Origin of the sequence: Actinomycetospora soli (assembly GCF_021026295.1) — a bacterium.
In the GTDB taxonomy this organism is placed as follows: Bacteria; Actinomycetota; Actinomycetes; order Mycobacteriales; family Pseudonocardiaceae; genus Actinomycetospora; species Actinomycetospora soli.
Window position 1 is genome coordinate 315577 of sequence record NZ_JAJNDA010000001.1, and the last position, 20788, is coordinate 336364.

The 20788-nt window shown below is 73.6% G+C and carries 24 protein-coding genes and 1 pseudogene; 14 read left to right on the forward strand and 11 right to left on the reverse strand.

Features of this window, described 5'->3' with window-relative positions:
* Positions 1-13: 13 nt before the first annotated feature.
* Together LN037_RS01545 and LN037_RS01550 are read left to right on the forward strand one after the other, a co-directional pair.
* Entirely contained in the window at positions 14-1150 is a 1137-nt protein-coding gene (locus tag LN037_RS01545) for an aminotransferase (RefSeq protein WP_230749155.1), read from the forward strand.
* Entirely contained in the window at positions 1147-1884 is a 738-nt protein-coding gene (locus tag LN037_RS01550) for a TIM barrel protein (protein WP_230749157.1), read from the forward strand. Before LN037_RS01545 ends, LN037_RS01550 begins: the two co-directional genes overlap by 4 nt.
* Positions 1885-1912: 28 nt before the next feature.
* Here the strand turns inward: LN037_RS01550 and LN037_RS01555 are convergent, their stop codons facing one another.
* The 3 genes from LN037_RS01555 to LN037_RS01565 all read right to left on the reverse strand — a co-directional run bounded on the left by LN037_RS01555 (position 1913) and on the right by LN037_RS01565 (position 3853).
* On the reverse strand, positions 1913-2269 hold the full coding sequence (locus LN037_RS01555) for a DUF1801 domain-containing protein (protein WP_230749159.1): 357 nt from the start codon (positions 2267-2269) through the stop codon (positions 1913-1915).
* Positions 2270-2455: 186 nt separating this feature from the next.
* Positions 2456-2971, reverse strand: coding sequence for a hypothetical protein (locus LN037_RS01560; RefSeq protein ID WP_230749160.1), 516 nt, complete (start codon positions 2969-2971; stop codon positions 2456-2458).
* 27 nt (positions 2972-2998) lie between these two features.
* Entirely contained in the window at positions 2999-3853 is an 855-nt protein-coding gene (locus tag LN037_RS01565) for a 3-hydroxyacyl-CoA dehydrogenase family protein (protein WP_230749162.1), read from the reverse strand.
* Here LN037_RS01565 and LN037_RS01570 point away from each other — a divergent pair.
* Positions 3852-4082, forward strand: coding sequence for a hypothetical protein (locus LN037_RS01570; protein ID WP_230749164.1), 231 nt, complete (start codon positions 3852-3854; stop codon positions 4080-4082). The genes LN037_RS01565 and LN037_RS01570 overlap by 2 nt on opposite strands.
* A gap of 6 nt (positions 4083-4088) precedes the next feature.
* On the opposite strand, the gene LN037_RS01575 is transcribed toward LN037_RS01570, so the two are convergent.
* Positions 4089-4790 (reverse strand): glycerophosphodiester phosphodiesterase, encoded by a 702-nt coding sequence (locus tag LN037_RS01575; protein WP_230749166.1) that lies wholly within the window; start codon positions 4788-4790, stop codon positions 4089-4091.
* 102 nt (positions 4791-4892) lie between these two features.
* Here LN037_RS01575 and paaA point away from each other — a divergent pair, with 102 nt between their 5' ends.
* The 8 genes from paaA to LN037_RS01615 are packed head-to-tail and all read left to right on the forward strand — an operon-like array spanning position 4893 to position 12058.
* Positions 4893-5864, forward strand: coding sequence for a 1,2-phenylacetyl-CoA epoxidase subunit PaaA (gene paaA / locus LN037_RS01580; protein ID WP_230749168.1), 972 nt, complete (start codon positions 4893-4895; stop codon positions 5862-5864).
* Positions 5865-5866: 2 nt separating this feature from the next.
* On the forward strand, positions 5867-6211 hold the full coding sequence (gene paaB, locus LN037_RS01585) for a 1,2-phenylacetyl-CoA epoxidase subunit PaaB (protein ID WP_372460348.1): 345 nt from the start codon (positions 5867-5869) through the stop codon (positions 6209-6211).
* Positions 6208-7131, forward strand: a complete 924-nt coding sequence (gene paaC, locus LN037_RS01590) for a 1,2-phenylacetyl-CoA epoxidase subunit PaaC (RefSeq protein ID WP_230749170.1) — start codon at positions 6208-6210, stop codon at positions 7129-7131. Before paaB ends, paaC begins: the two co-directional genes overlap by 4 nt.
* A 5-nt stretch (positions 7132-7136) precedes the next feature.
* Positions 7137-7625, forward strand: a complete 489-nt coding sequence (paaD, locus tag LN037_RS01595; protein ID WP_230749171.1) for a 1,2-phenylacetyl-CoA epoxidase subunit PaaD — start codon at positions 7137-7139, stop codon at positions 7623-7625.
* Positions 7625-8680, forward strand: coding sequence for a 1,2-phenylacetyl-CoA epoxidase subunit PaaE (gene paaE, locus LN037_RS01600; RefSeq protein ID WP_230749174.1), 1056 nt, complete (start codon positions 7625-7627; stop codon positions 8678-8680). Before paaD ends, paaE begins: the two co-directional genes overlap by 1 nt.
* A gap of 7 nt (positions 8681-8687) precedes the next feature.
* On the forward strand, positions 8688-10721 hold the full coding sequence (gene paaZ / locus LN037_RS01605) for a phenylacetic acid degradation bifunctional protein PaaZ (protein ID WP_230749176.1): 2034 nt from the start codon (positions 8688-8690) through the stop codon (positions 10719-10721).
* A 20-nt stretch (positions 10722-10741) separates the two neighbouring features.
* On the forward strand, positions 10742-11116 hold the full coding sequence (paaI, locus tag LN037_RS01610) for a hydroxyphenylacetyl-CoA thioesterase PaaI (protein ID WP_230749502.1): 375 nt from the start codon (positions 10742-10744) through the stop codon (positions 11114-11116).
* A gap of 51 nt (positions 11117-11167) precedes the next feature.
* Positions 11168-12058 carry an enoyl-CoA hydratase-related protein gene (locus LN037_RS01615; protein ID WP_230749177.1) on the forward strand — a complete coding sequence of 297 codons (891 nt, stop codon included), beginning with the start codon at positions 11168-11170 and terminating at the stop codon, positions 12056-12058.
* A gap of 75 nt (positions 12059-12133) precedes the next feature.
* On the opposite strand, the gene LN037_RS01620 is transcribed toward LN037_RS01615, so the two are convergent.
* Both LN037_RS01620 and LN037_RS01625 read right to left on the reverse strand, forming a co-directional pair.
* A complete protein-coding gene (locus LN037_RS01620; RefSeq protein WP_230749523.1) occupies positions 12134-12526 on the reverse strand; it encodes a hypothetical protein in 393 nt (130 codons plus the stop codon).
* 107 nt (positions 12527-12633) lie between these two features.
* The gene (locus LN037_RS01625) at positions 12634-13014 is read right to left on the reverse strand and encodes an STAS domain-containing protein (RefSeq protein WP_230749179.1); all 381 of its coding nucleotides are present in this window, start codon (positions 13012-13014) and stop codon (positions 12634-12636) included.
* Between the two features lie 421 nt (positions 13015-13435).
* Between LN037_RS01625 and LN037_RS01630 the strand changes: the two genes are divergently transcribed.
* Together LN037_RS01630 and LN037_RS01635 are read left to right on the forward strand one after the other, a co-directional pair.
* The gene (locus tag LN037_RS01630) at positions 13436-14236 is read left to right on the forward strand and encodes a ParA family protein (RefSeq protein WP_230749181.1); all 801 of its coding nucleotides are present in this window, start codon (positions 13436-13438) and stop codon (positions 14234-14236) included.
* Complete coding sequence (locus LN037_RS01635; protein WP_230749183.1) at positions 14223-14558, forward strand: hypothetical protein; 336 nt, start codon at positions 14223-14225, stop codon at positions 14556-14558. Before LN037_RS01630 ends, LN037_RS01635 begins: the two co-directional genes overlap by 14 nt.
* Positions 14559-14562: 4 nt before the next feature.
* Here the strand turns inward: LN037_RS01635 and LN037_RS01640 are convergent, their stop codons facing one another.
* Positions 14563-15627 carry a nitrilase-related carbon-nitrogen hydrolase gene (locus LN037_RS01640; protein ID WP_230749185.1) on the reverse strand — a complete coding sequence of 355 codons (1065 nt, stop codon included), beginning with the start codon at positions 15625-15627 and terminating at the stop codon, positions 14563-14565.
* Between the two features lie 106 nt (positions 15628-15733).
* Complete coding sequence (locus LN037_RS01645) at positions 15734-16570, reverse strand: alpha/beta fold hydrolase (protein ID WP_230749187.1); 837 nt, start codon at positions 16568-16570, stop codon at positions 15734-15736.
* Positions 16571-16703: 133 nt separating this feature from the next.
* Here LN037_RS01645 and LN037_RS01650 point away from each other — a divergent pair, with 133 nt between their 5' ends.
* Complete coding sequence (locus LN037_RS01650; RefSeq protein ID WP_230749189.1) at positions 16704-17915, forward strand: glycoside hydrolase family 1 protein; 1212 nt, start codon at positions 16704-16706, stop codon at positions 17913-17915.
* Positions 17916-18011: 96 nt separating this feature from the next.
* On the opposite strand, the gene LN037_RS01655 is transcribed toward LN037_RS01650, so the two are convergent.
* The 3 genes and pseudogenes from LN037_RS01655 to LN037_RS34000 all read right to left on the reverse strand — a co-directional run.
* Complete coding sequence (locus LN037_RS01655; RefSeq protein WP_230749191.1) at positions 18012-18557, reverse strand: YbhB/YbcL family Raf kinase inhibitor-like protein; 546 nt, start codon at positions 18555-18557, stop codon at positions 18012-18014.
* 15 nt (positions 18558-18572) lie between these two features.
* Positions 18573-19964, reverse strand: a complete 1392-nt coding sequence (locus LN037_RS33995; RefSeq protein ID WP_372460343.1) for a GMC family oxidoreductase — start codon at positions 19962-19964, stop codon at positions 18573-18575.
* Positions 19965-20259: 295 nt separating this feature from the next.
* Positions 20260-20766, reverse strand: a pseudogene (locus LN037_RS34000) (GAF domain-containing protein); the annotation flags it as partial.
* Positions 20767-20788: the final 22 nt, after the last annotated feature.

The following is a 20788-nucleotide window of genomic DNA, read 5'->3' on the forward strand; positions in this document are numbered from 1 at the left end:
CATGCTGTCGGCCGTGCGCCTGTCCCACCGCGTCGCCGCCGGGGTCGACTCGCCGATGGCGGCCGCCTACGACGCGGTGGGCACCGCGGGTGGCCGTCGACCCCTGCTCGACCTCGCCCGCGCCGCGCCCGCCTACCCGCCCGCCCCGGAGGTCGTCGAGCACGCCGCAGGCGTCGCGGCCGACGCCCGCTACGCCGCCCAGGCCGGGCTGCCGCACCTGCGCGAGGCGTTCGCCGAGGCCCTGCGCGCCGAGCACGGCGGCGACGTCGGCGCCGAGGACATGGTCGTGACGGCGGGCTGCAACCAGGCGTTCTGTCTGGCCGCCGACGCCCTGTGCGCTCCGGGCGACGAGGTGATCACCCCGCGCCCGACCTACTTCAACCACACGATGTGGCTGCACATGCGCGGGGTCGAGCCGGTGATCGTCGAGCCCGACGCGGACCTCGTCCCCCGCGCCGCCGACGCCGAGGCGCTCGTCTCCCCGCGGACCCGCGCGATCGTGCTCGTGACGCCCGGCAACCCGAGCGGCGTCGAGATCCCCGCCGACGAGCTCGCGGCCTTCGCCGACCTCGCCCGCCGGCACGACCTCGCGCTCGTCCTCGACGAGACCTACCGCGCCTTCCGGGCCGGCCCCGCGCACTCGCTCTACTCCGACCCCGGATGGCGCGACACCGTCGTCGGCCTGCACAGCTTCTCCAAGGACCTCGCGCTCGCCGGCTACCGCGTCGGGATGCTCGTCGCGGGCGGGGCGCTGCGCCGGCAGGCCCTCAAGCTCTTCGACTGCGTGGCCATCGGCGCCCCGAGGATCGGGCAGGAGGCCGCGTGGGCCGGCCTGGTGAAGGCGCAGGGCTGGCGGGCGGAGCGCGCGGCCGAGGTCGCCGCGCGGCGGGCGGCGTTCGCGGAGGCGATGCGCGCCCGGCCGGGCGGGTTCGAGGTCGTCGCGCTCGGCGGGTTCTTCGCCTGGGTCCGGCACCCGCGCACCGGGACGGACACACCCGCCGTCGTGCAGGCCCTCCTCGCGGAGCAGGACGTGCTGGTCATGTCCGGCACCGACTTCCAGGCCGTCGACGACGGTGCGATGCGGGTCAGCGTCGGGAACCTGACCGAGGTCGACGACCTGGTGACGCGGCTGCGGGAGTTCGGCGCGTGAGCGTCGGGGTCAACGTCTCGATCCGCTACCCCGACGTGCCCGTGCTCGAGCGCCCGGCCCGCGCCCACGCGGACGGCTTCGACGTCGTCGAGTCCTGGTGGCCCTTCGCCTCCGCCGATCCGGGCGAGGCGGAGGTCGACGCGTTCTGCGCCTCGATCACCGACGCGGGGGTGCAGCTGATCGCGATGAATCTGTTCGGCGGCGACATGGCGGCCGGCGAGCGCGGGATCGTCGGGGACCGCCCGGCCGAGTTCGCCGACTCGCTGGCGATCGGCCTCGAGATCGGGCGCCGGCTCGGCTGCTCGATGCACAACACGCTCGTCGGGCGTGGCCCGGTGTCCGAGGCGGCGACGGAGCGGCTCGCAGCGGCCTGTGCGACCGCGCACGCCCAGGGCTCGACGCTGCTGATCGAGCCGCTGTCGGCGGTCGACGACTACCCGGTCCTGACGACGGGTGACGCGTTCGCGCTGGTCGGGCGGCTCGGCCCCGGGTCCGGCGTCCTCGCCGACCTGTACCACCTGGCGGTGAACGGCGAGGACGTCGACGCCGCGATCGCGGCGCGGGGCGCGGAGTTCGCGCACGTGCAGATCGCCGACGCACCGGGTCGCGGGGAGCCGGGGACGGGCTCGTTGCCGCTCGCGCGGTGGCTGCGCGCGCTGCGGGCCGTCGGTTACACGGGGTGGGTGGCGCTGGAGCACGTGCCCGCGGCCGGTGAGCGGGAACGGTCGCCGTGACGACCGTTCCCGCTCTACGACGGAGCGCTCATCCCACCGCGGTCCGCACGAGGTCCGCGATCCTCGCGAGCGTGGCGTCGTCGACGTCGTCGAGGTACCAGGCGGACGGGCGCAGCGTGGTGCCCCGTTCGCGCTCCACGGTCGCCTTGTCGGACAGCCCCAACGACATGACCCCGTCGTCGAGTCGGAAGAACACCAGCACGGGGGTGCTCCGCCCGGTCGCGTAGCCGGGCATGCCGTACCAGATGCGGGGCTTCAGCCGCGGTGCGGCAGCGAGGATCGTCTCGTGCAGCCGCGCGGCGATCGTCGTGTAGGGCTCCGGCATCGCGGCGATCTTCTCCAGCACCGCGTGCTGGTCCTTCGTCGCCCGGTCGGTCAGTGGCACGTCGGGCCACCTCTCTCTCGCGCCGCATCCGCGGCATGGTGGACAACCGCCCGGCGGAACGGTTGAGCAATCTCCACCGCGGACGTGTCCTGACCGAGGTCAGACCTCTCCGCCGATGTGTCAGACGACCGGTCGTCATCGACTGCGCGAGGGCACCGAGGTGCCGGGGCGGACGCTAGCAGTGGTTCACGAGGTGAAGCCACCCTCGAGCACGATCCGCAGCAGCACCACGACCAGGCCGACCGCGAAGGCCCCCACGGCCCCGAGGACGGCGCCCCACCAGCGGCGCAGCGCCCGCCACCCGCCGACGGCGCCGAGCACCACCAGGGCGACCCAGCTCAGGTCGATCGTGATGTGCGCCGACTCCTCGGGGCCGAGCGGACCCATGTAGCCGGTCGTCGCGATCACCGCGACGATCACCAGCGGCGCCAGCGCGGGGAGCAGGTACTGCGCCGCGTGCCCCGTGAGCGCCAGCAACCGCCGGCCCGAGGGCAGGGCGTGCTCGGCGTGGACCGCCTTGAGCGTCGTCGCGAAGAGATGGGCCGCGAACGTCGCGAGCAGCGGGCCGAGGGTCAGCTCGAGGACGTCGCCGAAGTCGGTCAGACCCCGGTCGATCGCCACGGCGAGCACGGTCATCATCACGACCGTGCTGTTGACCGCCGGCTCCACGTCGAGCGCGACCCGCCGCACCGTCGTCGTCATGCCGCGGACGCTAGCCAGGCCGTGGGGTCAGCTCCAGGAGTGGAAGCCCTGTCCGCTCTTGCGGCCCAGCTCCCCGCGCTCGACCTTGTCGCGCAGCAGCTGCGGCGGCGCGAACCGGTCGCCGAGCTCGGTGGCGAGGTGCTCGGCGATGGCCAGCCGGACGTCGAGTCCGACCACGTCGGTGAGCTTGAGCGGCCCCATCGGCCACCGGTAGCCCAGCTCCATGCCGGTGTCGATGTCCTCGGCGGTCGCCACGCCCTCCTCGACCATGCGGATCGCCTCCAGCCCGACGACGAGACCGAGCCGGGAGGTCGCGAACCCCGGGGAGTCGTCGACGACGATCGGGGTCTTGCCGAGGTCGCCCACCCACTGCTGCACCCGCTCGACCACCTCCGTCGACGTCTGCGGCGTCCGGATCAGTTCGACGAGTTTCTGGGCCGGGACGGGGTTGAAGAAGTGCATGCCGATCACGCGCTCCGCGGGCAGCTCGGCGCCGATCGCGGCGACCGAGAGCGAGGACGTGTTCGACGCCAGCACCGCGTCCGGGCAGCGTCGCGCCACGTCGCCCAGGATCTGCTGCTTCAGGTCGATCTTCTCCGGCACGGCCTCGACGACGAGGCCCGCGTCCTCGGGCAGCTCCCCCGCCCCGACGACGAAGCCCGCCCGGTCCAGCAGCGACTCCACGGTCTCGCCCTCGGGCAGCTTCCCGCGGTCCGCCGCGCCCTGCAGGCTCGTCCCGACGGCGGACCGGGCCGCCTCCGCGCGCTCGTCGTCGCTCTCCACCACGGTCACCCGCGTCGCACCCGCCGTCAGCAGGACGTGGGCGATACCCGCACCCATCGTGCCGCCGCCGATCACGCCGACGCTCTCGGGAATCGTCATGGCGAGCACCCTGGCGCAGATTGCTCCGTTCGACAGGACGGAGGATGGCGGCGCCACCGATCCCGACCTCGTCCTGCTCTGCCGCTACCACCACCACCTCGTGCACCACGGCGGCTGGGAGATCCGCATGGTCGGCCGCCGCCCCTGGTTCACCCCACCCCGGTGGATCGACCCCGACCGACGACCCGTCCCGGGTGGCGGCGGTCCACCCGGCACCGCCGCTGCGTGACGAGGGTCAGTGCTGCACGTCGACCAGCTGCCGGAGGCACCGCGGGCGGTCGGTGATGATCCGGTCGAGCCCGAGCCCGAGCTCGAGCATGCGCCGCATCTCCGCACCCTCGTTGACGGTGAACACGCCCGGCGACATCCCGCGTTCGCGGATCGCGGCGACCAGGTCGGCGGTCATCGCACGGTGATCGACGGTGAGGAGCTCCGCGTACGTCGCGATGTCGTCGAGCAGCGCGGCGTCGGGCGCCGCGGCGAGGAGCTGGCCCACCCGCACCCCCGGCGCCGCGAGTCCCCGGACAGCGGTCGGGTCGAAGGACATCACGACGGCGGGGCGCCCCGCCAGCTCCGCGACCACCTCGTCCCCGATACCCGGGTAGTGCCACGGGTCCTTCAGTTCCAGCAGCACCGGCAGGTCGCCCGCCGCGTCGAGGAGCTCGGCGAGCGTCGGGATGCGCTCCCCCGCGCCGGCGTCGAACGTGCGCAGGTCGGCCAGCGTGAGCGCGCCCAGGGGCTGGTCGGCGAGCGCCTCCCCGGCGTCGGTGGTGCGCCGCGGGGTGGCGTCGTGGTGGATCACGAGCGCGCCGTCGACGGTGCGCTGCACGTCGACCTCGAGACCGTCGGCGCCCTGCCGGCGGGCTTCCGCGACGGCGGCGAGGGTGTTCTCGGGGGCGTCGGCGGACGCTCCCCGGTGGGCGACGACGTCGGGCATGCTCACATCCGACCAGAGCGGGGTGACGACGAGACGAACGGCTTGCGTCGGGGCCCCGCCGTCGGGCACCATCGGCAACCGAACGAACATTCGGGAGGGCTTGTGGACCGGGACGAGCAGCAGCTGGCCGAGGCGTTCGACGCCACCGTGGCCGCGGAGGGCCGGATCGAGCCGCGCGACTGGATGCCCGAGGGCTACCGGAAGACCCTGATCCGGCAGATCGCGCAGCACGCGCACTCCGAGATCATCGGCATGCAGCCCGAGGGCAACTGGATCCTCCGCGCACCCAGTCTGCGTCGGAAGGCGATCCTGCTCGCCAAGGTGCAGGACGAGGCCGGTCACGGGCTGTACCTGTACTCGGCCACCGAGACCCTCGGCGTCGACCGCACCGAGCTCACCGAGAAGCTGATCGACTCGAAGCAGAAGTACTCGTCGATCTTCAACTACCCGACGCTGACCTACGCCGACATCGGCGTCATCGGCTGGCTCGTCGACGGCGCCGCGATCTGCAACCAGGTCCCGCTGTGCCGCTCCAGCTACGGCCCCTACGCCCGGGCGATGGTGCGGATCTGCAAGGAGGAGTCCTTCCACCAGCGGCAGGGCTTCGAACTGCTCATGACGCTGATGGCGGGCACCGACGCCCAGCGCGAGATGGTGCAGGACGCGGTGAACCGCTGGTGGTGGCCCTCGCTGATGATGTTCGGCCCCGCCGACGGCGACTCCCCCAACACCCAGCAGTCCATGGCCTGGCGCATCAAGCGGCACACCAACGACGAGCTGCGCCAGCGCTACGTCGACATGACCGTCCCGCAGGCCGCCGCGCTCGGCGTCACGCTGCCCGACCCGGAGCTGCGCTGGAACGACGAGCGCCAGGCGCACGACTTCGGCGACATCGACTGGAACGAGTTCACCGCGGTCGTGAAGGGCGCCGGCCCCTGCAACGCGCAGCGCCTGGCCCACCGCCGCGCCGCGCACGAGGGCGGCCAGTGGGTCCGCGACGCCGCCTCCGCCTACGCCGCGAAGCAGGCCGAGCGCGCGACCCGTCGTCAGGAAGGGGAGGTGGCCGTCGCATGAGCATGGCCGACGACGTCACCGCGCACCCCGAGGGCGAGCCGGACATCCGGCCCGGTGTCACCCCCGACCGCACCTGGCCGCTCTACGAGGTGTTCGTCCGCGGCAAGCGCGGGCTGAACCACGTGCACGTCGGGTCGCTGCACGCCCCCGACGACCACATGGCGCTGCACAACGCCCGCAACCTCTACACCCGGCGCAACGAGGGCGTGTCGATCTGGGTGGTGCGGGCCGACGCGATCACCGCGTCCAGCCCCGACGAGAAGGACCCGTTCTTCGCGCCGTCGGGCGACAAGGTCTACCGCCACCCCACGTTCTACGAGATCCCCGAGGACGTGCCGCACCTGTGAATGCATCGCACGACAACGTCTACGACGCCCTCGGCGAATCCGACCACGAGGGCCGCTGGGCCTACGGCGCCGGGTTCGACGAGACGGTCGTCGAGGTCACGGCGCCCGCACCGGAGGGCGTCGACCGCGCCGACCTCGCCGCCTACTGCCTCATGCTCGCCGACGACGCGCTCGTCGCGAGCCAGCGCCTGTCGGAGTGGGCCACGCACGCCCCGGAGCTGGAGGAGGAGGTCGCGCTCGCGAACATCGCGCTCGACCTGCTCGGCCAGGCCCGGGTGCTCCTGTCCCGCGCCGGGCACCTCGGCGCGGCGGAGCGCTTCCGGACGCCGGGTCTCGCCGCCGGCCTGTCCGACGAGGACGTCCTGGCCTACTTCCGGGACGACCGGTCCTTCCGCAACGTCACGCTCGCCGAGATGGATCTCGGCGACTTCGGGCGCACCATGGCCTGGATCCTCGTCTACTCCTCGTGGCGCCTGGCGCTCATGACGACGCTGCGCGGCTCGGCCGACCCGGTGCTCGCCGCCGTCGCAGGCAAGGCCGTGCCGGAGCTGGCCTACCAGCGCGAGTACGCGGCGGGCTGGGTCGTTCGCCTCGGCGACGGCACCGCCGAGTCCCACGCGCGGATGCAGGCCGGCCTCGACGACGTGTGGCCGTTCGTCACCGAGCTCTTCCTCGCACACCCGGTGGAGACGCGCTTGGTCGAGGCCGGCGTGGCGGTCGACCCGGCGTCGCTGCAGGCGGCCGTGGACGCCGACCTCGCGCAGGTCCTGCCGGTCGCGACGCTGACCGAGCCGACCCGACCCGCCGTCGGGCTGGTGGGCGGCCGGGGCGGCCGCGACGGGGTGCACACCGAGGCGCTCGGCAAGGTCCTCGCCGTCATGCAGTCGCTGGCCCGCGCGCACCCGGACGCGACGTGGTGACCGCCATGACCGCCGAGCTGTGGGACGCCGCGGCCGAGGTGACCGACCCCGAGATGCCGATGCTGACGCTGGCCGACCTCGGGGTGCTGCGGTCGGTGTCGCAGGACGACGGGCGCATCACCGCCACCATCACCCCCACCTACGCCGGATGCCCCGCGCTCGACGCGATGGCCGACGACCTGCGCTCGAGGCTGGGTGCGTTCGGCGAGGTCGAGGTGAAGGTGAGCCTCACGCCGCCCTGGACGACCGACCTCATCTCCGACGAGGGCCGGCGCAAGCTCGCCGAGGCCGGCGTCGCGCCGCCCGCCCACATCGGGCCGCGGTCGACCGGCCCGGTGCCGCTGACACTGGCGGCGCCGCCGAAGCGGGTCGACTGCCCGCGCTGCGGCAGCGCCGACACCGAGGAGCTGTCGCGCTTCGGGCCCACCGCCTGCACCGCCCTGCGTCGCTGCCGCGCCTGCTCCGAGCCCTTCGAGCACATGAAGGACATCTGATGACCACGGCCGTCGGGAGCGGGTTCCACGCGCTGCGCGTCGCCGCCGTCGAGCGCCTCACCGACGACGCCGTCGCGGTCACCGTCGACGTTCCGCCCGACCTGCGCGAGCACTACGCGTTCCGCGCCGGGCAGTACCTGACGCTCTCGCACGACGGCGAGCGCCGCTCCTACTCGATCTGCGCCCCGGAGGGAGCGGCGCCGCGGATCGGGGTGCGGCGGGTGGAGACCGGGATGTTCTCGGAGTGGCTGGTCGACCGCCTCGCGGTCGGCGACACGCTCGAGGTCGGCCCGCCCGACGGCCGGTTCACGCCGGACCCGCAGCCGGGCGAGCACCACACGCTGATCGCCGCCGGGTCGGGCATCACGCCGGTGCTCTCGATCGCCGCGACCGTGCTGGCCGCCCACCCCGACACCCACGTCACGCTGCTCTACGGCAACCGCCGCGCCGACACCGTGATGTTCGCCGAGGAGCTCGCCGACCTGAAGGACCGCTACCGCGCGCGGTTCCAGCTCGACCACGTGCTCTCCCGCGAGCCCGTCGAGGCAGAGATCTTCGCGGGGCGGCTCGACCGGGAGAAGCTCCGGACGCTGCTCACCCACCTCGTGCCGACCCCGCAGGTCGACCACTGGTGGCTGTGCGGACCGCTCGAGATGGTGACCGGCGCGCGCGAGGAGCTGGCCGACCTCGGCGTCCCGCGCGAGAAGGTGCACGCGGAGCTGTTCTACGTCGACACCCCGCCGCCGCAGCCGCGCCGCCATGAGGACGCCCCGGCCGAGGGCGCGACGGCGACCATCGTGCTCCACGGCCGCAGCGTCACCGCCACGATCCCGCCCGACTCCTTCGTGCTGGACGCCGCGCAGAAGGTGCGCTCCGACCTGCCGTTCGCCTGCAAGGGTGGCGTATGCGGGACGTGCCGCGCGAAGGTCGTCACCGGCGAGGTGGCGATGCAGCGCAACTTCGCGCTGGAGACCGAGGAGGTCGAGGCCGGGTTCGTGCTGACGTGCCAGTCGGTCCCGGTCTCCGACGAGCTGACCATCGACTACGACGTCTAGGAGCGACATGCCGGTCGAGAGCTTCCTGCAGGGCCGCTGGCAGGCCGGGTCCGGCGAGGGCCGGCCGATGTTCGACGCCGTCACCGGCGACGAGGTCGACTGCCTCTCCACCGACGGCCTCGACTTCGCGGGCGCCGCCGCGTACGCCCGGTCCGTCGGCGGTCCGGCGCTGCGCGACCTGTCGTTCCACCAGCGCGCCTCCCTGCTCAAGGCCCTCGCCGGGCACCTGCGCGAGCACCGCGACGAGCTCTACGCCCTCTCCGCGCGCACGGGCGCGACCCTCGGCGACTCGAAGTTCGACGTCGACGGCGGCATCGGCGTCCTCCAGGCCTACGCGTCGAAGGGCAAGCGCGAGCTCCCGGCCGGCACGGTGCTCGTCGAGGGCGACGTCGAGCCGCTCTCCAAGGACGGCTCCTTCCTCGCCCAGCACGTGCTCTCCCCGCTGCACGGCGTCGCCGTCCAGGTCAACGCCTACAACTTCCCCTGCTGGGGCCCGCTGGAGAAGCTCGCCCCGGCGTTCTTGGCCGGGGTCCCGTCGATCGTCAAGCCCGCCACCCCCACGGCCTTCCTGACGGCGGGTCTGGTCCGGTTGATCGTCGACTCCGGCCTGCTGCCCGACGGCGCCGTGCAGTTCGTCGCCGGCAGCGTGGGCGACCTCTTCGACCACCTCACCGGGCAGGACCTCGTGTCCTTCACCGGCTCGGCGTCGACCGCCCGGCAGCTGCGCACGCACCCGAACCTCGCGGCCCGCGCCGTCCGGTTCACCGCCGAGGCCGACTCGCTGAACTGCTCGATCCTCGGACCGGACGCGACGCCGGGGACGCCGGAGTTCGACCTGTACGTCACGCAGCTCGTCACCGAGATGACGGTGAAGGCCGGTCAGAAGTGCACGGCGATCCGGCGCGCGTTCGTGCCCGGTGAGCACCTCGACGCCGTGGCCGAGGCCGTGTCCGAGCGCCTCGGCCGCATCACGATCGGGAACCCCGCGAACCCGGACGTGCGAATGGGCGCGCTCGCGGGCCTGGAGCAGCGCGAGGAGGTCCGGCGCTCGCTCAAGGCCCTGCTCGACGGCTCGCGGGTGCTCTTCGGGTCCCCGGACACCGTGGAGGTGACCGACGCCGACGCCGAGCGCGGCGCGTTCCTCTCCCCCGTGCTGCTCGCCGCCGACCCCGACTCGGCGGCCGTGCACGAGGTCGAGGCGTTCGGCCCCGTGTCCTCGCTGGTGCCCTACACCTCGACCGAGCAGGTCATCGAGCTGGCCGCCCGCGGTCAGGGGTCGCTCGCCGGGTCGGTGGTCACCGGCGACAGCGACTTCGCCCGGGAGGTCGTGCTCGGCGTCGCCCCGTGGCACGGTCGCCTGCTGGTGCTCGACCAGGCCGACGCGACGACCTCGACCGGCCACGGCTCGCCGATGCCGCAGCTCGTCCACGGTGGCCCCGGCCGGGCCGGCGGCGGCGAGGAGATGGGCGGCGTCCGCGGGGTGAAGCACCACATGCAGCGCACCGCGGTGCAGGGCTCGCCGGAGATGCTCACGGCGATCACCGGGCGGTGGGTGCCGGGCACCGAGCGCCGCGTCACCGACGTCCACCCGTTCCGCAAGCACCTCGAGGAGCTGCGGATCGGCGACACGGTCGTCGGCGGTCCGCGCCGGGTGACGCTGGAGGACGTCGAGCACTTCGCGGAGTTCACCGGCGACACCTTCTACGCGCACATGGACAGTGCAGCCGCCGAGGCCAACCCGTTCTTCGGGGAGCGCGTGGCGCACGGGTACCTGGTCGTCTCGTTCGCGGCCGGACTGTTCGTCGACCCGGCGCCCGGGCCCGTGCTGGCCAACTTCGGCGTCGACTCCCTGCGGTTCCTGACGCCCGTGAAGTTCGACGACGAGCTGACGATCACCCTGACCGCCAAGCAGATCACCCCCCGCGACACCGCCGCGTACGGCGAGGTCCGCTGGGACGCCGACGTCACGAACCAGAACGGCGACTCGGTGGCGCGCTACGACGTGCTCACGCTGGTGGCGAAGCAGGCGGAGACCTCGTGATCGCCGCCTCGGTCAAGCGCATGTGGGACGACGACGCCGCGTCCCGCAAGCTCGGCATGGAACTGCACGCCGCGGCCGACGGCGAGGCCCGGCTGACCATGCGCGTCACCTCCGACATGGTCAACGGGCACGGCATGTGCCACGGCGGCTACCTGTTCCTGCTCGCCGACTCCGCCTTCGCGTGCGCCTGCAACTCCCCCGGGCCGGTGACCGTCGCCGCCGGCGGCGACATCGTGTTCGTCGCCTCCGCCCGGGAGAACGACGTGCTCGAGGCCGTGGCCGTCGAGCGCACCCGCTACGGCCGCTCCGGGGTCTACGACGTCACGATCACGCGCCCCACCGACGGGCTGGTGATCGCCGAGTTCCGTGGACGATCGCGTGTGCTTCGCTCGTGAGCAGAAAAGGTCGCTATCACGACCCTTAGTGCTCACGAGGCCGGAGGCCACATGGAGATCCGCTACGAGGTCGCCGACGGGATCGCGACGATCACCCTCGACCGCCCGGACCGGATGAACGCGTTCACCCCGACCATGGCGACCGAGCTCGTCGCCGCGTTCGACGCGGCCGACGCCGACGACGCCGTCCGCGTCGTGGTGCTCACCGGAGCGGGACGCGCCTTCTGCGCGGGCGCGGACCTCGGCCGGGGCGGGTCGACGTTCGACTACGAGGCCGTCCGGGACGCGCGGCTGCGCGCGGGCGGGACGATCGACGGGATGCCCCGCGACCTCGGCGGGGTCGCGGTCCTGCGGATCGCCGCCGCCGTGAAGCCGGTGATCGCGGCGGTCAACGGGCCCGCCGTCGGGATCGGGGCGTCGATGCTGCTCCCGGCGGACGTTCGGATCGCCGCGGAGTCGGCGCGCTTCGGCTACGTCTTCACGCGCCGCGGGATCGCCCCGGACGGCGCGTCCAGCTGGTTCCTCCCGCGCGTCGTCGGCATCTCGCAGGCGATGGAGTGGGTCGCCACGGGGCGGGTCTTCCCCGCCGCCGAGGCGCTGGCCGGGCGGCTGGTCTCGCGGGTCGTCCCCGACGACGAGCTGGGCGCGGCCGTGCGGGCGCTGGCGGCGGAGATCGCGGAGAACACGTCCGGCGTCTCGGTGGCGCTGACCCGCCGCATGATGTGGTCGATGCTCGGCGCCGAGTCCCCGTGGGACGCCCACCGGACGGACACGCGCGTGATCGCCGCGCTCGGGGCGGGGCCGGACGCCGCCGAGGGCGTGACCTCGTTCCTGGAGAAGCGGCCGCCGTCGTTCACCGCCTCGCCGGGTGACTACCTCGACCTCGTCGACCCCTGGCCGGGTGTCCCGGACGATCTGGTGCCGCCCGCCCCCGACGCCTGACGATCGAGTGCGGCGATGTGCGTCAGCAGTGGTGCACATCGCCGCACTCGATCATCGGCCGGGTCGGGCCGCCGGTCAGTTCGCCGGGCGCACGGACGTGAGGTGGAGGCGCCGCTGCACGACGGCGGCGAGGATCACGGCGACGCCCGCGGCGGCGATCAGGACGACGAAGCCGGGGTGCATGGCCTTCGTGAGGCTGGCCGGGCGGTCGGGGTCGAGCACGTACAGCGCGAACGGGACGGCGTAGGCGACGGCGAGCCCGGCCGCCCACCACCGCAGCGCCCGGAGGCGGGCCTCCTGCAGCGTCCCGATCAGGGCGAGGGCCACGGGGACGACCGCCAGCAGGGCGAACCCCCCGACGACCATCAGGGCGGCGAGGCCCGCCGAGACGACGACCAGGCGCGGGAGTCGGGGGGTGGGGCGGGAGGACGGGGAGGTCGGGGCGGCGTCGTGCGTCGGAGCGGACACGGTGGTTCTCCTGGGCGGTGCGGAGGTCGCGACCCGACCTCGTGAGTGAGCAGTGCTCTCACCCTGACAGTGACCGTCCAGGAAAACAAGAGCATTGCTCTCGCTTCTCACCGCACCAGGGGCACCTCGGTGAGATCGAACGGCCGCCCGCCGAGCCGGCGCAGCCGGATGCGCAGGCTCCGCTTCGGCGCCACGACGGTGAAGGCCACGCCCCGGGCGTGGGCGTCGCCCGCGACGGCCGGGATCGCCCACAGGCCGAGGTCGTCCTCGGCCACGACGTCGGTCAGGTCGAGCACCACGGCCGCCGACCCGTCGTCGAGCGCACCCTCGACGGCCTCCCGCAGCACGCAGGCGGTCGCGGCGCGCAGGCCGCCGGCGAGCCGGACGACGGTGCCGGTCGGGTGGTCGACGACGGTCGACGCCAGCCCGTCCGCGCCCCCGGACCGCGCACGGCGCCCCGGCGGTGGCGCGGCCGGCTCCATGACCATCACAGCTCCCCCTCGTCCCCGCGCGGGCGGCATCGTCTCCTCGCCCGGGGGCGATGACGTGGTCGCGGCGTCCGGATCGCCCGGCGGCGGGTGGAGTCCCGGCGGCGTCGGTGCGGCGATCGGTGTCGTCGGACCATAGGCGGCAGCGGGTTCGTCCGGAAGGGGCCGCACCGCGGTGCAGGTGACCGGAAAACGAAGAAGCGTAAGCGATTCACCCACCCGCGCTGTGCCGAACGGGTGTGGCGCACGCCGCTCACCAGCGTCGATTGACCCACCTGGTCGAGTCGCGCCGTGTGCACACGTGCACGTGTGCAGGAGTGCTTGTGAGCACGCCTGCGTGGGTGTCACTGTGCATGCCCGGCACCGCTGCACCGAGCAGGCGCGCCGCCGGGTCGGGGAGCTCGGGCGGGGGTGAGGCGCGATGCGCATCGCGGTGGCCAACAACAAGGGCGGCGCGGGCAAGACGACCGCCATCGCCCACCTCGCCGAGGCCCTGGCCGCCCGCGGCCGCCGGGTGCTCGCCGTCGACCTCGACCCGCAGGCCAACCTGTCCCGGCGCCTGGGCTACGGCGAGGCCGACCTCGCCGAGATGGTCACCGCGGCCGAGGTGGTCGCGGCGAACCAGAAGGGCTGCGCGGCGGACGCCCTCGTCGGCTGCCGGTGGGCCCCGGCCGACCTCGCCGAGCGCATCGACCTCGTCCCCGCCCGCTACGACCTCGAGGCGCGGGTCGCCGAGGCGGGCCAGCTCGGGTCGCACGAGCGCCTCGACGTCGCCCTCACCGGCGTCGCCGAGGACTACGACGTGACCCTCCTCGACTGCCCGCCGTCGCTGGGGCACCTCACCCAGCTCGGGCTCGCCGCGGCGGACACCGTGGTGCTCGTGCTGCGCCCGGAGTACGACCACCTGCAGGGCGCCATCCGCGTCCGGGACTTCGTCGCCGCCTACCGCCGCCACCTCGGGCGGCCCGATCTCGCGGTGTCGGGCGTGATCGTCAACGAGCACGACCGGCGGCGCGGCCTGCACGCCTGGCACACCGACTCGGTCGCCGACACCTTCGGCGACCTCGTCTGGTCCCCGCCCGTGCCGTCGCGCGCGGTGCTCGCCGAGGCCATCGACGCCGCGCAGCCCCTGCGGGCCCGCGGCGCACCGGCCCGGCCGCTCGTCGAGATCTTCTCCACCCTCGCCGACCAGCTGGAGGTCCGGCTCGATGCCGCCGTCTGAGCCCCGCGCGACGCCGCCCTCCGGGCGGTCCGCACCCGATCCGGCCCAGGCCCGTCGTCGGGGGAACCCGCCCGAACGCCGGCGCCCCGAGCCGAGCTCGATGCTCGCGCCCTCCCCCAGCCCGCTCATGCCCGCGGCCGGTCGCCGGCAGCACAAGGGCTCGGGACCCACCCGCCAGGAGCTGGTCTACCTCTCCGGGCGGGTGCCGCGGGCGCTGCGCGACGAGCTGCACATCCGGGCGATCGAGGAGGGCCGGCCCGTGGTCGACCTCCTGCGCGACGCGATCCGCGGCTACCTGGACGTGCCCCCGCCGCGACCGTGACCGCTCAGCCCGGCCGCCGCCAGGCGCCGCGCTCCTGCATCAGCTCGACCTGGCGCGCGAGGATCTCGCGCCGGTACTCCTCGTGGTGCGGGGGCGTGCGGTCGAGGTAGAGGTTCTTCGGGTAGATCGGTCGCTCGTAGACGATCTGCGCGAGCTCGGCGCGGATGTCCTTGGCCCAGCTGCTGATCTGCGCGGACGCCCGGTGGTGGCGCAGCGCCTCGATGTCGACGACCCCGCTGACGAACGTCGAGCCGTTGGTGTCGAACTGCTTCCCGACGATCTGCCCGCGGTGGTTCACGATCATCGAGGCACCACCGCCCGCGTCGATCGGCGTCGGGCTCTCGCGGTGGAGGTGGTAGCCGCCGATGTTCGGGGCGACCACGTAGAAGTTGTTCTCCAGCGCCCGCGCGCGGTTGGTGATCTCGAAGACGTCGTTCTCGGTGAACGGCACCGGCAGCGAGGCGCGGTAGACGACCTCCGCCCCGTTGAGCGCGAGACCGCGTCCGTTCTCCGGGTAGCAGCCCTCCATCGCCATCATGACGCCGAGCCGGCCGATCGGGGTGTCGGCCACCGGCCAGAAGGCGTCGAGGGTGCGGCCGTAGCGGTCGACCCACCAGTCGAACAGGTCGTGCGGCGACACCGACCGCTCCACCGGCAGCAGCGCGTTGAGCTTGTAGTGGACGAGCACGAGTTCCTCGTCGGGCGAGAGCACGAAGCCCGCGTTGAAGAACAGGTCGGGCCACTCGGGGTGCCGCACCTTGGCCTGCGCCATGATCCAGACGCCCCAGCGCGACGCCAGGCGCCCGAGCCGTTCGGTCTCGGGCCCGGGCAGGTCGATCGCGCAGTGGTGGGCGAAATCGACGTGGTCGACGTCGAGGATCTCGTCGTTGAAGCCCTGGAGGGCGCCCTCCGGGATCACGAGCAGCTTCACCGGGACGTCGAGGTTGGAGAGCCAGAACGCCGCCGTTGTCAGGCTCTCGAGGTGCTCGAGGTTGTGCGCGATGTCGGCGCGCTCGCGGATGCCCCAGAACGTCGGGATCAGTCCGACCGCGGTGTACGGCTCGATCACGAGAAGTGGCTCCGCCCTGTGCGTACTCGTCCGTGTCCTGCCACGGGACGGTACTCACGGGCGCGCTGCGCACCCAGCGGCTGAGCGAGCGTGGCGGCGGCCGGGCTCAGGCGAGGTGCCCCACGATCAGCTCCGCCAGCTCGCGCGGCTTCTCCTCCGGCACCCAGTGCCCGCACTCGGGGAGGACGTGGCCGGTCACGTCGTGCGCCATCCGCCGCAGCGACTCCTCGACCTCGCTCCCGCGCCCGAACGACGTCGCTCCCCCGACGGCGAGGACGGGCACGTCGATCTTCCCGAGGGTCTGGTGGGCGGCGATGTCCTGCGGCACCGTCCGGTACAGCTCGAAGCCCGCGCGCAGCGCGCCGGCGGCGGTGTAGCAGCGCAGGTACTCGGCCACGGCGTCGTCGGGAAGGACCCGCTGGTGGTGGCCGTAGTGCTCGTAGAACCAGCGCAGGAAGACCTCCTCGCGCCCGGTGATCAGGGCCTCGGGGAGGTCGAGCGTGCCGAGGAAGGCGTGATGCCAGCGGCGCCCGCCCTGCGAGATGTCCGGTTGCCCGTCGCCGGGGATCGCGACGTCGACGACGCCGAGCCGGGTCACGCGCGCCGGATGTCGCGCGGCGATCGAGAAGGCGACGACGCCGCCCCAGTCGTGCCCGACGACGGCGGCCCGGTCGATGCCCAGCGCGTCGAGCAGCCGGACGAGGTCCTCGCCGAGGGTCTGCTTGTCGTAGCCGTGCAGCGGTCGCGTGGAGTCGCCCAGCCCTCGCAGGTCCGGGATCACGCAGCGGTACCCGGCCTCGACGAGCCGCGGCGCGACCTGCGTCCACGAGTACCAGGTCTGGGGGAACCCGTGTATCAGGAGGACCGGCGCACCGTCGCCGATCTCCGCGACGTGCAGGACGACCTCGCCGACGTCGACGTAGGTGTGGGCGTACTCGACCATGAGCGACCTCCGCGGACACGGTTCCCCGGTCGGTCGGGCGCCATGCCCCCGCCGTGCGAGCGGGCGCGGCCGGGGCCGCGACGGCCCGGGCCGTGGTGGTCGATCGTGTCCGGTCCTGCCAGGGTGGGCGACCGTGCCGATCTTCCCGCCGGGTTTCCTCTGGGGCAGCGCCACCGCCAGCCACCAGGTCGAGGGCAACAACACCAACAACGACTGGTGGGACTGGGAGCACGACCCGGCCTCGCCCTGCGTCGAGCCCTCCGGCGACGCGATCGACCACTACCACCGCTACGACGACGATTTCGCCCTGCTCGCCTCGCTCGGCCAGAACGCCCACCGGTTCTCACTCGAGTGGTCGCGCATCGAGCCGGCCGAGGGCGAGTTCTCGACGGCGGCCCTGGACCACTACGCCCGTGTGCTCGACTCCCTCGCCCGGCACGGCCTCACGGCGTTCGTGACGCTGCACCACTTCACGCTGCCGCGCTGGTTCGCCGCCCGCGGCGGCTGGCTCGCGGCGGACGCGCTGGACGTGTTCGCGCGGTACGTGGGTGTCGTGTCCGCGGCGCTCGGCGACCGGATGCCGTTCGTCTGCACGATCAACGAACCGCAGATCGTCGCCCGCGAGTGCTACCTGTCCGGCCAGTTCCCGCCCGGGCACCGCGACCTCACCGAGGCGATCACCGTGAACGGCGTGCTCGCGACGGCCCACCGCAGGGCCGTCGAGGTGCTGCGGGCCGGGCCGGGCTCGGCACAGCTCGGGACGTGCCTGCACCTGCCCCACCTCGAGCCGCTGCGCCCCGGCGACGAGGCCGACGAGGGGGCGACGGCGGCCGCCCGGATGGTCATGGTCGACACCCACCTCGACGACCTGTGGGCCGGCGGCGACGTCGGGGACTTCGTCGGGCTGCAGTACTACTCGCGGGCCCTGATCGACGCGACGTCGCCGGACCTGACGGCGGGTCCGCCCGAGGGCGCGGAGACGACGCTCATGGGCTGGGAGGTGTACCCGGCCGGCTTCGGGGCGGTGCTGCGCCGGATCGCCGAGGCCGGGCTGCCCGTCGTCGTCACCGAGAACGGGATCGCGACGACGGACGACGACCAGCGGGTGCGCTACCTCGCCTCCCACCTCGCGGAGGTCGCGTCCGCGCTCGCCGACGGCGTCGACGTGCGCGGGTACCTGTACTGGTCGTCGTTCGACAACTTCGAGTGGGCCGTGGGCTACCGGCCGACGTTCGGGCTCGTCGGGATCGACCGCGCCGACGGGTGCCGGCGGACCCCGCGCCGCAGCGCGGAGCTGTTCGGCGAGGTCGCCCGCACCGGGGAGCTGACGGCCCTGCAGCCCTGATCAGGGCGGGCCGAGGGCCCGCTCGATGAGGACGTCGAGGAATCTCCTGGGAGGGGTGCTGCTGCCGCACGGGACGCGGCAGCGGCACCGTCGTGGTCACCGTTCGAAGACCGCGGTGATCCTCGCGCGGGCCAGCGTGTGGCTGAACAGCACGAACCCCAGGTAGGCCGGCGTCGCCCCGCGGGGCACCCCGAGCCGCGGCACGTCGACCGCGTGCACCACGAAGTGGTAGTGGTGCACGCCGTGGCCCTCGGGCGGCGCCGCCCCGAGGTACTGGTGGATCCCGGCGTCGTTCGGGAGCGCGATCGCCCCCTGCGGAAGCCGGGAGCCGTCCGGGTCGCCCGCACCGGCCGGGAGCGAGGTGACGTCGGCCGGGACGTCGGCGACGGCCCAGTGCCAGAAGCCGCTCGCCGTCGGGGCGTCCGGGTCGTAGCAGGTCACCGCGAAGCTGCGCGTGGCGCTGGGGAACCCGTGCCAGCTCAGCTGCGGGGACCGGTCCTCCCCACCGGGGACGCCCATGATGCCGCTGGTGTGCGGCGCGGCCAGCGGGACGCCGTCGGCGACGTCGGTGCTCGTGACGGTGAAGGTCCCGACGTCGGGGAGGAAGAGATAGGGGTCGGGGGGCGCGGTGGCCGTGGTCATCGGTGCCTCTCCTGGTCAGTCGAGGGTCTTGTGGAGCTCGGTGGCGATGTACTCCGCCTGGCGGGTCGCGAGGGCGACGATCGTGAGCGTCGGGTTCGCCGCTCCCCCGGTCGTCATGACGCTGCCGTCGGAGATGAACAGGTTCGGGACGTCGTGGGCCCGCCCGAACCGGTCGACGACGCCGTCGCGGGGCCGCTGGCTCATCCGGCAGGTCCCGAGGTTGTGCGTCGAGGGGTACGGCGGCGTCTCGATCGTCCGGTGCGCCCCGACCGCCTTGTAGACCGCCGCCCCCTGACGCTGCCCGTGCCGCCGCATCGCGGTGTCGTTGGGGTGGTCGTCGAAGTGGACGTTGGCCACCGGCAGCCCGTGCTGGTCGACGGTCTCACCGGAGAGCGTGACGCGGTTGTCGGCGCGGGGCATGTCCTCGCCGATGACCCACATCCCGGCGGTGTTGCGGTAGTCGTCGAGCAGCTCGGTGACCGGCGTGCCCCAGCGTCCCGGCGCGATGAACTTCGCCAGGAAGGCCGGCCCGAGCGAGATGGTCTCCATGTAGTAGCCGCCGACGAAGCCGCGGTCGGTGTCGAGCCGCGACTCGTCGGCGATCACGCCGGCCATCGTCTCGCCGCGGTGCATGTTGACCGGCTTGTCGAACTGCCCCCACACGGTGCCGGTGGTGTGCCGCATGTAGTTGCGGCCCACCTGCCCGGAGGAGTTGGCGAGACCGTCGGGGTGCTGCGCCGACCCGGAGAGCAGGAGCAACCGGGGCGTCTCGATGGAGTTGCCGGCCACGCAGACCACCGCGGCGCGCTGGCGGCGCAGGGTCCCGTTGCGGTCGACGTAGAGCACGCCGGTGGCCCGGCCCGAGGCGTCGTGCTCGATCTGCGCGACGTGGCTGTCCGGGCGGAGGTCCAGGTTCCCGGTCCTCTCTGCCTTCGGCAGCTCGGCGACCAGGGTCGACCACTTCGAGCCGTGCTTGTCGCCCTGGAAGTTGAAGCCGTCCTGGACGGTGGCCGGGCGCCCGTCGTAGGGCTCGGCGTTCGTCGCGTAGGGCCCGGTCGAGTAGTAGCGGTAGCCGAGCTTCTCGGCGCCGTTGGCGAACACCTTGTAGTTGTTGTTCGCCGGCAGCGGCGGGCGGCCGTGGCGATGGCTGACCCCCATCTTGATCTCGGCCCGGTCGTAGTACGGCTCGAGCTCCGAGAGCGTGATCGGCCAGTCGAGCAGGCTCGCGCCGTCGAGGTCGCCGTAGGTGCTGCGGGCGTGGAACTCGTGTGCCTTGAAGCGCGGGCAGGCGCCGGCCCAGTGGGTCGTGGTGCCGCCGACCGCCTTGACGATCCACGCCGGGAGATCGGGGAAGTCGGTGGCGACCTGCCAGCTGCCCGAGGTGGTACGCGGGTCGCTCCACGCCATCTGCCCGAACGCGGCCCACTCGTCCTGGTGGTAGTCCTCGCCGGTCAGGTGCGGCCCGGCCTCCAGGACGACGGTCTTGAACCCGCGCCGGCAGAGCTCGTTCGCGACGGTGCCGCCGCCCGCCCCCCGAACCCCGCGCCCCGGCGTCGTCGCGCCGCGCGGGGACCCGGACGACCCGACCGCGACTGGCCGGTCGCGGCGCGTGCCCCTGGCCGCGGGCGAGCACGAGCGCCTCGGTGGCGGTCGCCGCGGACCGGGCCAGCGCGAGCAGCAGGGTGTGCGACCGCTGCGACCAGGTGGTGAGGTTGACGCTGCCGAGCAGGTCGCCGGACACGGGGTCGACGACCGGCACCGCCGCGCAGGTGTAGCCCCACAGGCGGGTGCAGTAGTGCTGGTCCCCGCGGACGAGGGTGGGGACGCGGTCGGCGAGGGCGAGGCCCAGCCCCGTCGTGCCCGTCGTGCGCTCGGAGTAGTCGAACCCCGGGGCGAGGGAGACGCCGTCGAGGGCGGCCAGCAGGCGCCGGTCGTTGCAGAGGCGGTCGAGGACGAGGCCGTCGACGTCGGTCAGCATCAGGCTGACGGGCTCGTCGGCGAGCGAGGCTCCCATCTCGGCGAGGATCGCGTGGCCGGCCTCGTAGAACAGCGACTGGTCGTCGACCGCACCGGCGAAGGCGGGGTCCACGGTGTCCAGCGCGATGCCGTAGCCCGCGCTGCGCTTCCAGGAGGCGACGACCCGCCGCGAGGCCGGCACCGCGTCGCGGGCGAGGGCGAGCCGCTCGCGCTCGCACAGGTCCGTCGTCATCCCGCCCTCCCTCGCACGCGCC